Source organism: Flavobacterium sp. M31R6, from assembly GCF_013284035.1.
GTDB lineage: Bacteria > Bacteroidota > Bacteroidia > Flavobacteriales > Flavobacteriaceae > Flavobacterium.
Map to the genome: position 1 here is coordinate 2,312,677 of NZ_CP054141.1, position 15,794 is coordinate 2,328,470.

General features: G+C 36.5%; 8 protein-coding genes. All 8 read left to right on the plus strand.

What is annotated here, in order from left to right; translation table 11 throughout:
- The first annotated feature begins 177 nt into the window (after window positions 1-177).
- The 8 genes from HQN62_RS09610 (at window position 178) to HQN62_RS09645 (ending at window position 15,731) form a co-directional block, all read left to right on the plus strand.
- Window positions 178-3,825: a TonB-dependent receptor gene (locus tag HQN62_RS09610; RefSeq protein WP_173504192.1), complete on the plus strand. Its 3,648-nt coding sequence runs from the start codon at window positions 178-180 to the stop codon at window positions 3,823-3,825.
- An 18-nt stretch (window positions 3,826-3,843) separates the two neighbouring features.
- On the plus strand, window positions 3,844-5,307 hold the full coding sequence (locus HQN62_RS09615; RefSeq protein WP_173504193.1) for a RagB/SusD family nutrient uptake outer membrane protein: 1,464 nt from the start codon (window positions 3,844-3,846) through the stop codon (window positions 5,305-5,307).
- A gap of 101 nt (window positions 5,308-5,408) precedes the next feature.
- Window positions 5,409-6,338 carry a dihydrodipicolinate synthase family protein gene (locus HQN62_RS09620; protein ID WP_173504194.1) on the plus strand — a complete coding sequence of 310 codons (930 nt, stop codon included), beginning with the start codon at window positions 5,409-5,411 and terminating at the stop codon, window positions 6,336-6,338.
- 54 nt (window positions 6,339-6,392) lie between these two features.
- Window positions 6,393-7,529: a galactose oxidase gene (locus HQN62_RS09625; RefSeq protein WP_254454424.1), complete on the plus strand. Its 1,137-nt coding sequence runs from the start codon at window positions 6,393-6,395 to the stop codon at window positions 7,527-7,529.
- Window positions 7,530-7,622: 93 nt separating this feature from the next.
- Window positions 7,623-8,867 carry an MFS transporter gene (locus tag HQN62_RS09630; RefSeq protein WP_173504196.1) on the plus strand — a complete coding sequence of 415 codons (1,245 nt, stop codon included), beginning with the start codon at window positions 7,623-7,625 and terminating at the stop codon, window positions 8,865-8,867.
- A gap of 197 nt (window positions 8,868-9,064) precedes the next feature.
- Window positions 9,065-11,173 carry a GDSL-type esterase/lipase family protein gene (locus HQN62_RS09635; protein ID WP_173504197.1) on the plus strand — a complete coding sequence of 703 codons (2,109 nt, stop codon included), beginning with the start codon at window positions 9,065-9,067 and terminating at the stop codon, window positions 11,171-11,173.
- Window positions 11,174-11,265: 92 nt separating this feature from the next.
- Window positions 11,266-12,453 carry an AGE family epimerase/isomerase gene (locus HQN62_RS09640; protein WP_173504198.1) on the plus strand — a complete coding sequence of 396 codons (1,188 nt, stop codon included), beginning with the start codon at window positions 11,266-11,268 and terminating at the stop codon, window positions 12,451-12,453.
- Window positions 12,454-12,509: 56 nt separating this feature from the next.
- A complete protein-coding gene (locus tag HQN62_RS09645) occupies window positions 12,510-15,731 on the plus strand; it encodes a LamG-like jellyroll fold domain-containing protein (RefSeq protein ID WP_173504199.1) in 3,222 nt (1,073 codons plus the stop codon).
- Window positions 15,732-15,794: the final 63 nt, after the last annotated feature.

The following is a 15,794-nucleotide window of genomic DNA, read 5'->3' on the forward strand; positions in this document are numbered from 1 at the left end:
AAGACAAATCGAGGAAACTCATTTTATAAAATATTTATCTGTAATTCAATAAAAAAAGCCAGCAGATGTTGGAAGCATCGCTGGCTTGTTCCTTAGTACAAAGGAACTATGACTTGAAAAACGTATAAATAGACCAAGCAAGGAAAATTTATTATTAACCAAAATCATTACAAAAGTATGAAATTATTACCAAAATGCAAGTCAAGAAATTCTTGGCTTACTCCTAAATTCTGGAAAGTTATGAAATTAACGTCCATATTGATAATTGCTCTTACGCTCAATGTATCGGCAGCAGTATCTTCTCAAACGATAACTTTTTCTGGAAAGAATGTGTCAGCAAAAAAAGTTTTGTCAGTTATTAAAGAACAAACAACCTACGTTTTTTTCTATGACGTTACTATTTTAAAGAATGTAAAGCCAATTTCAATTGATGTGAAAAATGCTTCAATCGAAAAAGTATTGCAAGAAGCTTTTAAGGAATCGTCAGTAAAATGGATTATTCAAGGTAAAACCATTTCTTTAATTCCAAAAGATGAGCCTACTTTAAAGAAAAGCACAATAGCACCTATCAATAGAAAAATAAAAGGAAAGGTTTCCAATGAAAAAGGAGAGTCATTGCCTGGAGTAAATATATTGGCTAAAGGCACAAAGGTTTCTACACAGACTGATGTTGACGGCTCTTTTGAAATTGAAATTCCAGATGATGTGACTGTATTGGTTGTAACTTATATAGGTTTACAAGATCAAGAAGTTAAGATTGTAGGCGATGCACAACTGAATATTGTTTTAAAAGAAGTTGGACAACAAATGAATGAGGTAATTGTTGTAGGGTATGGTTCTCAAAATAGAAGAACTGTTAGTACTTCGGTTTCTAAATTAGATAGAAAAGTTTTAGAAAACGTACCTTATTCTAATGTTACTCAGGCATTGCAAGGGAATGTAAGTGGTGTAGTTGTTCGTACAGCATCTGGTCAACCGGGTAAAGCTTCAAATATTTTAGTTCGTGGGGGTACCTCTATTGATAATCCTGCAGGAGCTACACCATTATATATTGTTGACGGGGTAATTCGTAGCCAAATTGACGATATTAACTCGGCCGATATTGCTTCATTGCAAGTATTAAAAGACGCTGCATCAACTTCCATTTATGGTGCACGTGGGTCTAATGGGGTTGTTATTATTACTACCTCTACTGCTAAGGTTGGGAAAACTAAAATTACTTTTGGGTATTCTTCTCAGTTTAGTCAAATCGCAAAACAGTACGATTTTTTGGGAGGAGAAGATTTTATACGTCTATCTCGCTTAGGGGTTAAAAATGCTGCTGATATTATGGGTGGTACACGTCCTAATGCAAGAGACAATCAATTACTTGGTGCAACTCCTTATGGGACTGGGAATAATTTGAATAATAATACACCATTTGCAACATTATTAAAATCGAGTTTGTCAGCAGATACGATTGCCTCTTTGCAAGCCAAAGGATGGCAAGAAATGGCAGATCCTCTTAATGCTGCGAATACAATTATGTTCAAAAGTACAGATTGGAATGATGTTTTGTTTCAAGATGCTTTTACACAAAACTATAATTTAAATTTTAGTGGGGGAACAGACAAAGGTCTTTTCGATTTAAGTTTAGGATATTTAAAAGGAGATGGAGTGACAATCTATACAGGTTACGAAAGATTTACAGCAAAAATGAATGCATCTTTTAACTTGGCGGATAATTTTACATTAAACGGTAAAATGTTATATGCTAGGTCTAATAATAATCAAGTGGTAAGCAATAGTGTTGTTTTTAATAGATATTTAGGAAATGCTCCAACCACCAAGTTTTTATTGGAAGATGGCACTTTGGCTCCGGGGCAGAATAACATTAACGGAAATCCATTGTATCAAATGGGGAAAGTCAAAGGGATTAATGAAAATGAAAAATTGCAATTAGCTGTTGATGGAGATTTGAAGATTACAAAGGATTTGAATTTTGCGCCTTCGATGTCTTTGTATACCGAAAATACTTCTGGAAACACTTTTCAACAAGCTTTTTTGAGTGGAAGTACTGGATTAGTAGATAATACTCGAACTGCAACTCAATTGAATAATCGTTTGTTTCAAACACAATTTGAGGGAGTTTTTACCTATACCAAATCATTTGATGAAATAGGAAATTTTCAAGCCAAGTTAGGAGCTTCAAATTATGGAAGAACTATAAAAACATTTAATGCTTCAGGAAAAGGAAGTCCTTCGGATCTGGCACAAACATTAGATTCGTCTCCAATTCCAGTTTCAGTGTATGCCAATAATACCAAATTAGTTATGAACGGCGTTTTCGGACGTTTGAACTACGATTATAAAAACAAATATTTATTTACAGGATCTTTCCGTTATGATGGTGCTTCAAGTTTAGGACCGGATAATAAGTATGGATTTTTCCCAGGGGTATCTGTTGGGTGGAATGTCCATGAAGAAGAATTCTGGAAAGCAATGCCAACCGTTTTGTCTTCATTTAAATTAAGAGGAAGTTTTGGTATCAATGGTAATTTAGGAACTCTAGGTGACTTTCAAGCTGGAGGATTATATTCTGGTTCAGTAAATGGAATTGCCAATAATTACAACGGTCAGTCTGCTATTGTAAATTCTCAAATTGCAAATCCCGGATTAAAATGGGAGCAATCACAAACGAATAATATTGGTTTTGATTTGGGGATAAACGAAGACAAAATTCGATTAATTGGTGATTTCTATAATAAATTGACTTCAGATTTATTGACCAATTTGACTTTGCCTTCTAATAGTGGTTTCTCAACCGTTTTGACCAATCTAGGTGGTTTAAGAAGCAAAGGATTCGAAATGGAGTTGTCAGCTAATATTTACAATCAAAATGATTTGAAAATTAATGCAGGATTTATTATCTCACACAACACTAATGTTATTGAAACACTTCCTTACAACGGAAATTTAAACAATAGAATTGGTGGTACTCAAATTTGGGATGCTGGAAGTAAATCGTATGTATATGTTGGTGGATCACAAGAAGGACAAAAAATTGGAGATTTTTACGCTCACAAACAATTGTATATTCTTCCAACACAAGCCGCTGCGGATGCTTATAATGCAACAACAAAAGATACTTATGTAACTAAAACAAATGCAGCAGGTGGTAATCCAAATGGTATAAAATATCCTGGAGACGCTGTTTTTGAAGATACTGATGGCAATAATGTTATCGATAGTAAAGATAGAACCTACATGGGAAATATGTTTCCTAAATATGTAGGAGGTTTTAATTTTGATGTAAGTTATAAAGGATTTTCATTAGTGGTAAGAACCGATTATTCTTTGGGAGCAACAATATACAATGAAGCCAGAGCTCGTTTTGTAGGTCAATTTCAAGGAAATTATGGGTTGTTAGCTGAAAGTTTACAGTCTTGGCAAAAAGAAGGAGATATTACAGATGTACCACGTTACCGTTGGGCAGATCAAACGAATCAAAACAATTTATTTAGATCTGAGGCAAGCGGAGCCGCATATAATACAAATATGTTTCAAGGAAATAGCCGTTATTATGAAAGTGGAGATTATTTATGTTTAAGAGAAATCACTTTAGCATATACCGTTCCTACTTCTTTTGCAAATAAAATAAAATTGGCATCTGCCCGCTTTTATCTAACGGGAAGTAATCTTTATTATTTCACTAAATATACAGGTTTAAATCCTGAAGTTCAAGGTATTGATGGAGGGTCTAGCCAAGGTTTAAATTCGGCTGGAGCTACAGGAACATATCCTGTACCAAGAAATATTATACTTGGATTAAATGTAAGTCTGTAAATTTTAATATTAAATATCATGAAAAATAAATATATATTATATTCTATCTTATTCGCTTGTCTCTCGCTATTGAATTCTTGCGCGGACGACTTAAACTTAGAATCCGAAAGTGTAATCACCTCTGGTGTTTTTTGGAAAACTGAGGATGATGCCAAGGCAGCTGTCAATGGACTGTACTTTAATTTTAGAACACAAACTCAACAAAATTATTATTTATTGGGTGGCGCAAGAAGTGCCGAAATTAAAGGAGGAGTTCAGTCTCCATTAACTTTAGCGAATTATTACAACAATAATCTTACGGCTCAAAATGTAGATGTAGATTGGGGTGGTTTGTATACTGTTGTACAACAAGCGAATCTAATTTTAAAGTATGTTCCAACTATTCAATTTAGTCCATCTACTTTAAACGAACAAAAAAGATATCTGGCTCAAGCCTATACGATGAGAGCTTTAGCTTATTTTATTATGGCTCGTTCTTGGGGAGGCGTTCCAATTGTGACAACGCCAACAGAGAACACGAATCAAAACGAATATATTGTTCCCCGTAATACTTTGGAGGAGACTTTTGCTTTCATCAAATCGGATATTGAATCGGCACTTGCTAATTTCCCTGACGAGAGTATCAATAAAGTACAATTGTCAAAATCGGCTGCGAATGCTCTAAAGGCAGAAGTTAATTTGTGGACAGCCAAACAATTAAATGGAGGATCGGCTGATTTGAATACTGCATTAAGCGCTATAAATGCTATACCAGCAGGATTTACGCTACTTCCTAATTTTAAGGATGTATTCAGTTATGCGAATAAAGGAAATAATGAAGTTCTTTTTGCAGTTCGTTATTCACTAACGGATGTTACTTCAAATTTATCGGATAACTGGAATTCTTTTATGTATGTAGGCCCTTCAGATTATCCAGGAGCAACGACAGCAGCTGCTACAGCAATGTTTGGAACATTGGGTTCTGGTGCCGGAAATGCCGGTATTTCAAGAGTGCAGCCTGATCCAGCTCACTTTAGTTTTACAGTTACAGACGTTAGAAAAGATGCTACTTATTTAACCTTACGAAATACTGCAAATACTGCAGATGTGGTTACAGGTTTAATGAAATACAATGGTACTGTTGACGGTACTTTAAGACGATTTACAAGTGATATCATTATTTATCGTTGGGCTGATATTTTATTGATGAAAGCCGAAATAAAGAACGCTTTGGGACAAGATCCAACGGTAGAGATGAATCAAGTCATGAAAAGAGCCGATGCAACTGCTTCGTTCACAAATTCTTCAAAAGCTGCAAATGACGATGTTATTTTGAATGAGCGTCTAAAAGAATTGGCTTTCGAAGGAAAAGCATGGTGGGATTTAGTTCGTTTCAATAAAACCGGTAATGTGCCTTCTATGACTGGGAAGCAGATATTATTCCCAATATCTCAAAACACAATTAATTACAATCCAAAAGTCACTCAAAATCCTGGGTACTAATCTAGATTAAAAACTTACTGTTATTGATTGAGTCGAAAATTCAAAAATTCAAAAATTTTCGGCTTAGTCAAATAACACCCATAATTTAACGAAAAAAAATCATGACAATTCAACACTTACAAGGGCTTATAGCTGCACCATTCACACCATTTGATAAAAACGGAAAATTAGATGTTAGCTTAATTTCAGGATATTACGCATTTTTAAAACAAAATAAAATTACAGGAGCCTTTATAAATGGCTCTACAGGTGAAGGGGTTTCGATTACTTTAGAAGAAAAAAAAGCAGTTGCACAAGCATGGGCAGATTGTTCAAACCATGATGACGATTTTAAAGTAATGGTATTTTTGGGAGGTACTTGTCTCTCAGATTGTATTGACTTAGCAAAGCATGCTTATGAAATAGGTTTATATGCTGTTTCCCTTACGGCTCCTTTTTATTTTAAACCAGCGAATGTTGATATGTTAGCTCAAGCGTGCATCATGGTTGGTGAGAGCGTACCAAATATGCCATTATATTACTATCATATTCCGGTTTTGACAGGCGTAAACGTGCCTATGTTTGATTTGGTTCAAGCACTAGATGGTAAACTGGATAATTTTGCCGGAGTAAAATATACTCATGAAGATTTTATGGATTTCCAAAGCTGTATGAGCTACAAGGAAGGTAAATATGATATGCTTTGGGGACGTGACGAAAATATGTTGTCAGCTTTAGTACTAGGAGCAAAGGGTGCAGTGGGGAGCACTTTTAATTATGCAGCGCCTTTATATCACAGATTGATTGATGCTTTTAATTCTAATGATTTGGTTTCAGCCCGTGTTTTACAACAAAAATCGATTAACATGATTCGTCTTTTAGGCAAATATGGAGGAATTTCAGTTGGTAAATCCTATATGAAAGTTGTAGGATTGAATTTGGGTGATTTTAGATTACCAGTTAAAAACATGAGTGCTGAGCAATTTGTGGATTTTCAAAAAGATGTTGAAAGCTTGGATTTCAAAAGCTTTAGATCAAATCCGGCTAGTTAATTATAAATGAACTCAATAGAAAAGTTATTACTTTCTCTAATTCCATTATTTTTTATGATGTCAATAACAACAACGGTTAGTTCTCAGGTAAGAGATTTTAATACCATCGAATGGGAAATTGCAGCTTATTTGCAAAATAATGAAGGGAGTAAATCTCTCGGATTTGCAGGGCCTATAAATGGGGTACATAAAAATGTCTTGATTGTGACTGGTGGGGCTAATTTTCCGGATAAAATGCCTTGGGAAGGAGGAGCAAAGAAATATTCTGATGAAATCCATGTACTGCAAAAACAGGGAGAGAATTTTGTTTGGAATAAAAAGACAAAAGCTAAATTACCTGAGCCGATAGCGTATTGTGGTGTTACTTCAACAGATTTAGGAGTTGTATATGTAGGAGGTGAAAATGAAAATGGACTGTTGAATAAGGCTTATATTTTGAAATGGAAAGATTCTAAAAATGACATTGCCATTCTATCGTTGCCACAATTCCCTTTGGCAATGGCGAATATAGCATTGACACATATTGGAAATACGGTATATGCAATTGGTGGTGATGAAGCTAAAAAATCATCAAATCATTTTTATAGTTTGGATTTAAATGTTTTGAATCCAGCATGGGAAGAGTTGCCTAATTTACCTATTGCTTTGGCCAATGCTGTTGCTGTTGTTCAAAAAACAAAAGAAGGTACAGCCATTTTTGTGATTGGAGGAAGAACCAAAACGGCTACCGGTATCAGTGATTTACACAACACTACTTTTGTTTTTAATCCAAAAAAGAAAGCCTGGTCAAGTGTAGCTGCTATATCCGATGGAACAAATACTACCAATTTTTCTGCGGGCGCGGCGGTTGCGGTAGGAACGCATTCGATTTTAATTCTTGGGGGTGACAATGGTGTGACTTTTCATAAAATTGAAACGTATTTATCACAGATTGCTCAATCAAATTCGCTAGAAGAAAAAGGAAGGCTTATTGCAGAGAAGAATGTGTTGAATACGACACATCAAGGATTTTATAAAGAGATCTTGTTGTATAATACGCTTACGGATGTTTGGACAAAAGTAGGTGAATTGCCTTTTTTGGCTCCCGTTACAACAACTGCAGTATTATGGGGAGATGATATTATTTTGTCTAATGGTGAAATAAAGCCGGGAATAAGAACACCTAATGTAATGTTGGGAAAAATAAAATAATTGAATTTAATCTTAGATTTTTCTGGTTAGCTTTTTTCACTCCAATAGAAGAGACGAAAATCATTAGAATACATTTTTTAATCATAAAGAATTATGAAGAACTCAAAATATTATCCTTGGATGGTAGTGGGCTTGCTATGGGTTGTAGCGTTGCTCAACTATATGGATAGGCAAATGTTGGCCACCATGCGCCCTTCAATGGAAGCAGACATTCCAGAATTGGTCTCTGGGGAGAATTTTGGACGCTTAATGGCAATATTTCTTTGGATATATGCTTTGATGAGCCCAGTGTCAGGCCTTATAGCTGATAAATTAAATAGGAAGTGGTTGATTGTTGGGAGTTTATTTGTTTGGTCTGCAGTTACCTATGCCATGGGATATGCAACGGGTTATGATCAAGTGTATTGGTTAAGAGCACTTATGGGTGTTAGCGAAGCATTGTATATTCCTGCGGGATTATCTTTAATTGCCGATTATCATCAGCAAAAAACAAGATCACTTGCCATAGGAATTCACATGACTGGTCTTTATGTCGGGTCAGCTTTAGGAGGATTTGGAGCAACGATTGCGGCTGCTTATTCTTGGCATACAACCTTTCATTATTTTGGTTTAATCGGAGTTACTTATGCTGTTGTTTTGGTTTTTCTCTTATTCGAGAAAAAAGCTCCACAGATCAAGTCAGTAGATTCTAATTTAAAATCAGAAGCAGAAAAAAGCTCTGTTTTTAAAGGATTAGGATTGTTGTTTACGAATATTTCGTTTTGGATTATTTTATTCTTTTTTGCAACAATCAGCCTACCGGGTTGGGCTACCAAAAATTGGCTGCCAACATTGTTCTCGGATAATTTAGGAATTTCTATGGAACAGGCCGGACCATTGGCAACAATAACAATTTCAATGTCTTCTTTGTTAGGGGTTATTTTCGGAGGAATATTATCCGATAAATGGGTTGTCAAAAATATCAAAGGGAGAGTTTATACAAGTGCTATCGGATTGAGTCTAACGATTCCTGCCTTATTGTTAATTGGTTTCGGCAATTCTCTCTTTCATATTGTAAGTGCTGCTCTTTGTTTCGGAATTGGCTACGGAATGTTTGATGCCAATAATATGCCGATACTTTGTCAATTTGTTTCGTCAAAGCAAAGAGCAACGGCCTATGGAATTTTGAATATGACGGGTGTTGGTTGCGGTGCATTGGTTACATCATTATTAGGAAAATATGCAGATGCAGGAACATTAGGAAATGGTTTTGCAATGATGGCTGGTGTTGTATTGGTTGCGTTATTGGTTCAAGTTATTTTTCTGCGTCCTCAGGTTAACGATTACATTGATGCATAAAAACATTTTAATTTTTTAGAATTTTTGAGTTGGTTATTTGGTTGTTTATCTGCTGAGGTGGAATTAAAACTTTCACCTTGGCTGATAACTTTAGTTTGCATTTTTTTTATAAATAAAAAATTTCAAGATTCATAAACACAAACAGGGATTGATAATTACGATGCCATTTTCTATTAAAAAATAAATATTAGCTGCACATGAATAATTCTAAAGGATACCTATTATTTCTACTGATTCTTTTATTGTTTTTAAAAAACAATAGAATAGTGGCGCAAACTTCTTTGGTGAAGGTAGCGTGTATAGGAGATTCTGTGACTGCAGGTTATCTTTTAGCGAATCCTGTTACGGATTCCTATCCTTCACAACTCCAAATAATGATGGGGAATAACTATGAGGTAAAAAACTTTGGGCACAGTGGAGCAACACTTTTAAAAAAAGGACATACACCCTACTGTAAAACCAAAGAATGTGCTGATGCGATTGCTTTTGCACCCGATATAGCGATTATCCATTTAGGATTGAATGATACAGATCCAAGAAACTGGCCGAATTACAAAGAAGAATTCGATGCCGATTATGCTTGGTTGTTGGATACTTTAAAAAAGCAAAATCCAAAAGTAAAACTATATATCTGTCGTTTGACACCAATCTTTAATGAACATCCTCGCTTTAAATCAGGGACAAGAGATTGGTTTTGGGAAATCCAAGCGCATATCGAAAGAATTGCAAAAGCGAATCAAGTTGGTTTAATCGATTTGCACGAAAAATTATATAACCGTCCGGATCTTTTTCCAGATGCATTACATCCAGTCAAAGAAGGAGCAGCTATCTTGGCACAAACTGTTTATGGGAATGTCACAAAAGATTTTGGCGGGCTAAAATTGGCAGCTGTTTTTACAGATAATATGGTTTTACAGCGCAATCAACCTATTGTTATTTATGGCAAAGCCAATGGAGGTGATCCAATAAAAATCTCATTCCTGCAACAAAAAAAGACAGTAATTACAGATGAATATGGTAAATGGAAAGTCCGCTTTCCGGCAATGATTGAAGGTGGGCCTTATCAGATGACCATTCAGAATAAAGGAAATAGTATTCTCTTGAAAAATATATTAGTTGGGGATGTTTGGTTTTGTTCGGGACAATCGAATATGGCTTTTCCGCTCCAAAAATCTGAAAATGGAATGGCCGAGGTAAATAAGGCAATTGCTAATTCGAAACTTCGCTTGTTGAATTGGAAAGTGATACAAGAAACAGATGATATGGCATGGGATTCTGTCACTTTAGCTAAAACCAATCAATTAAAATTTTTCTCGGGAAGTTGGGCTGTTTGTGATTCAACATCGGCAAAAGACTTTTCGGCAATTGCCTATTATTTCGGTAAAAATATCGCTCATGAGGAAAATGTTCCAATTGGTTTAATCCAAGTGGCGGTCGGTGGTTCGCCCATCGAATCTTGGATGGACAGATACACATTAGAACATGATGACAAAGAAGTGGATGTATTGAACAACTGGCGAAAATCAGATTTTATTATGCCTTGGGTTCGGGAACGTGCTGGGGTAAATTTAAAAAACGCCACCAATCCCAAACAGCGACATCCGTACGATCCCTGTTATAATTTTGAATCGGGAGTAGCAGATTTTACTCAATTTCAAATCAAAGGTGTTCTTTGGTATCAAGGGGAAAGTAATGCCCATAATGTCGCTCTTTACGAACATCTTTTTCCTGTAATGGTGCAAAGTTGGAGAAAAGCTTGGGGTGTCGATTTCCCTTTTTATTATGTGCAATTATCAAGTACCGATCGACCAACTTGGCCTGAATTTCGAGAGGTGCAAAATAAAATTCAAAGTCAAATCCCGAATAGTGGAATGGCTATTAGTATGGATTATGGTGATGAAAAAAATGTGCATCCAATAAAGAAGAAAGAGGTTGCAGACCGTCTCGCCCGTTTGGCATTGCATTATACGTATAAAAAAGCAATTGCTGCCAACGGACCATTAGCATTAAAAGCAGAACAAAAAAAAGAAACGATTTGGATATCTTTTGCGTCAGCGAAACATTTAAGTACCTCAGATAAAAAAGCAGTATTAGGTTTTGAATTAGTAACAGATAAAGGGAAACACATAGAAACTGAAGCTTCAATTGTAAATAATCAAGTAGTTATAAGCATTCCGAAAGGGGAGAACATTAAAACGGTTTTGTACGCATGGAAGCCATTTACATTAGCCAATTTGGTTAACGAATCAAGTTTACCGTGTTCTACTTTTAGATTAGAAGTGGACACTTTCCAAAAAAATAAATAAGTCAGCAAGAACTATATAGAGATAAATATTAATGATAGATCGATCGAAAATTTGCTTTGCATTATTCGTTTCGGCTTAAAAATTCCAAAAAAATGAGCTATTCAAATACAGAACTTCAAAACCTTAAAGATTTTTATCAGAACCAATTACTAAATGATACAATTCCTTTTTGGTTTCCCCGCTCGATAGATACTGAATATGGGGGGTATTTATTGATGCGTGATCAAGACGGAAGTTTAATAGATGATGATAAAGCGGTCTGGATTCAGGGGCGTGCTTCGTGGTTATTGGCAACGCTTTATAATACAGTAGAACCTAAAAAAGAATGGCTGGAGGGGGCAAAATCGGGTATCGATTTTTTAAACAGTCATTGTTTTGACACGGATGGACAGATGTTTTTTCATGTCACACGTGAGGGACTGCCTATTAGAAAAAGGCGCTATTTTTTTTCTGAAACTTTTGCAGTAATTGCAATGTCTGCTTACGCAAAAGCGAGCGGGGACGAAGCTGTTGCTGAAAAAGCTCGTTTTTTATTTGGAAAGTGTATTGAATATGCTACGGTACCAGGTTTATTGGAACCTAAGTTTACTTCAACCCGACCTTCCAAAGGAATTGGCGTTCCCATGATTATGATGAATACAGCCCAACAATTAAGAGAAAACATTGGTGATCCACGCTGCGATGAATGGATAAGCAAATGGATTGCCGAAATAGAACGTGATTTTGTAAAAGAGGATATCAAATGTGTGATGGAGCAAGTCGCGCCTGATGGATCTATTATGGATCATATTGATGGGCGTACTTTGAATCCAGGTCATGCTATTGAAGGGGCTTGGTTTATTTTGCATGAAGCAAAATATAGAAACAATGATCCTCATTTAATTGCTCTGGGCTGTAAAATGTTGGATTATATGTGGGAACGCGGTTGGGATAAGGAACATGGCGGAATTTTATATTACCGAGATGTTTATGATAAACCCGTTCAGGAATATTGGCAAGACATGAAGTTCTGGTGGCCACATAACGAAGTAATTATAGCAACACTGCTGGCTTACACTATGACAGGAGACGAAAAATATGCCAAATGGCATAAAATGGTTCATGATTATGCCTATGAGAAATTCCATGATGACAAGAATGGAGAATGGTTTGGCTATCTGCATAGAGACGGGAGTATAGCGCAAACCGCCAAAGGAAATATGTACAAAGGACCCTTTCATTTGCCTCGCCAAGAATGGTACTGTCTTCAGATCTTAAATGAGCATTTGAAAAACGTATAGTTTTCGAATAGCAAAAGAGTATAATTAAATTTCACTATTAACTAAAACCACAAATTATGAAAAAATTATTACATGAGTTTTGTTTGCTTTTTTGTTTTGTTTATTGTTTGAATCTTAATGCACAAAGCGGTAAGGTGTTAAACTTAAATGGAGTCAATACGTATATGTCAGTGGCTGACCATCCCGATTTAGATTTTGGCGCAAGCCAAAGCAAAACCGTTACCTGTTGGATAAAAACCAGTACGACTACCGGAACTCCAAGAATTTTTGCCAAAAGAGCCGGTTCTTCCGGGAATGGATATGAATTTTGGACAGGAAATGGATCTAACGCGGGTAAGTTTGCTATGAATATGAGTGGAACTGGTACGCCAAATAACATCAGTACGGCGGGATATTCACCTACTTCTGTAGCCGATGGGAATTGGCATCATGTCGCTTTGGTATTGGATGCGTCCAGTACTCGAACATTATATGGCTACTTAGATGGTGTTTTGGTTAATACAGGAAAAACGTTTACTTCAACGACATCCGATTTTTCCAACGCACTAAGTTTTATAGTTGGAGCAACCTCTGATGCTGTGAATAGTTATAAATGGGCAGGCCAAATTGATAATATTCGAATTTGGAATAAAGCCATGACAGCAACTGAATTGCAAGCGGATATGACTTCCGTAATAACGGGACCTACGGCTAATCTTTTGGGAGCTTGGGATTTTGAAAATGTAACTGGTACAACTGTTCCAGATATTTCAGGAAATAATCATCCTGGAACGCTTTTTGGATCACCAACCACTTCAAATGCTTATCCGATGGTTTTGGCTTTGGATGGTGTGAACGATTATATGTCGGTTACAAACCATTCCGATTTTAATCTAGCTGCGGGACAAAGTTTAACGATTACTTGTCGTATAAAGACTGCTGATTTCTCCAAACGTATTCTGAGCAAAAGACCTGGTGGAACAGGGGTAGGGTACGAGTTTATTAATAATTCGTCTGCTGGCGGAGGTCAGTTTGGAGTTAACTTAACTACAAGCGCAGGAGCTGCAGGACCTCCATACGGAACTTCCACTATATCAAACAATGTTTGGCATCATCTGGCGATGGTCATAGATGTAGCGACCACAAGTTGTAAAATATATGTTGATGGCGCTTTGCAACAAACTAAAACTACTACTAATATAGGTGGAAGCAATACGGTTTCGAACACAGGTGATTTATTTTTTGGAACGTTAAACAACCTGGCTTCTTTTATGAATGGGCAATTGGATGATATTCGTTTTTGGAATAAAGCCATGACTGCGACAGAAGTCTTGAGTGATAAAACTACTATTGTTATAGGAAACGAGACAAATCTTTTGGCGGCATGGGATTTTGAAAATGTGAGTGGGACAACCGTTCCGGATATTTCAGGTCACAATCATCCCGGAACGCTAAATGGCGGTGCTGCGGTAATCGCCCAAACTAATACCATGCAAATAAACACTGTATCGTTGGTGCAAACTGAATTGCCAACGGGTATGGGGGATACGGACCAACGCATTGTTGCCGTAAAAGTTTCGGCTAGCGGTACGGTCAATCCACTTTCGCTAAGTGCACTAAAATTTACTATGACAGGAACGACAAATGTAAGTGATGTTACCGATATAAAAATCTATTCCAGCGGAACTACGGCCGTTTTTAATCTCGCTACGGCGACTTTATTTGGAAGTATAGCTCCAGCGACAGGTGCCTTAACGGTTAACGGAAGTAAAGCCTTGGTTTCTGGCGACAATTATTTTTGGATTACCTATGATGTGGCTGCTGGTGCTACCGAAGGAAATGTACTGGATGCTACTTGTGAATCCATTGTTGCCAATTCGGTTACTTATAATTCTGTTGCAAGTACTGTTGCCGGTAATAGAGTTGTTTTATTAGGAAATACTCTTTTATATACTCCTGGAGATGCGGGATCTGCCAGTTATCGCATCCCTGCAATCATTACAGCTGCCGATGGGTCTTTGGTAACGGTAACCGATAAAAGATGGAATGGAGCTGGGGATTTGGCTGCCAAAATTGATCCTGTAGTGCGTCGCAGTACTGATAACGGAAAAACATGGTCAGCTCCTGTAACCATAGCAAACTTTGGAGGGCCCAACGGTGCCGGCGATGCGGTATTGGTTATAGACAAAGCGACTGGAAATTTATTATGTTTATTTGTTGCCGAAAAAGGATTTTTTGCCTCAACACCAACAAATCCAATAAAAATACAATATTGTAGAAGTACCGATAATGGAATCACGTGGGGAGCTCCAGTAGATATTACCAATCAAATTTATGGTGCGGGTTGCAGTAATCCAATTACTCAAAATTGGTTAGGAGTATTTATTGGCTCGGGTAGAGCACATCAATTGCGTGATGGATCTATTGTTGCAGCATTGACTGTTAGAGAATCAAGTGGTGGAATAAATAATTATATGATGTCCAGTACTGATGGTGGAATTACTTGGACTCCATCAACAGGAAGGGCCGAAACAGGAGGAGATGAAGCCAAAATTGTGGAATTAAACAATGGGAATTTGATGATGAGTATTCGTAATTCGGGTACCAGAAGATTTAATGTTTCAACTGATAAAGGATTAACTTGGGGGACGGCATACAATCAAGCCGATTTGACTGATCCTAATTGTGATGGTGATTTTATACGATATACTTCAACGTTAGACGGATATGATAAGAATAGATTGTTGCATACGATTCCTTTTGCGGGAAATAGAACCAATGTTTCTGTTTTGATGAGTACTGATGAAGGTGCTTCTTGGCCCGTTCGTAAAACCATATTCTCAGGAGCTTCTGCTTATTCAAGTATAACTGTTTTACCTGACGGAACCATGGGGATTTATTATGAAAATGGCGAAAATTCGACCTATCAAATGTATTTTGTTCGTTTTAGTTTAAATTGGTTGACCAATGGGGCAGATACTTTTATTCCAAATTCAGGTTTGGCTGCTAAGTTGACATCAAAGAAAGCAATAGATTCAAATTTGAATACTGATTTAGAGTTTAATGCTACAATAGATCCCAATCCTACAACTGATATGGTAAGAGTTACTATTGATAATGCAAAAGGGAATGTTGAGGTTAAGTTATTTAGTTTACTTGGACAATTAGTAAGTAACGTGTCTCTAAAGGATAATGAAAAAGAAATCTCACTTTCTCTGAGCAATCTAGTTAGCGGAATTTATATTCTAAAAGTAAGCGACAACAATGGGACGCTTTCTCAAAAAATAATAAAAAAGTAAGATATTAAGAGAGCCCTCGGTATAATAGAGGGCTTTTTTAAAGAGTCAAGTAAAATAAAATGT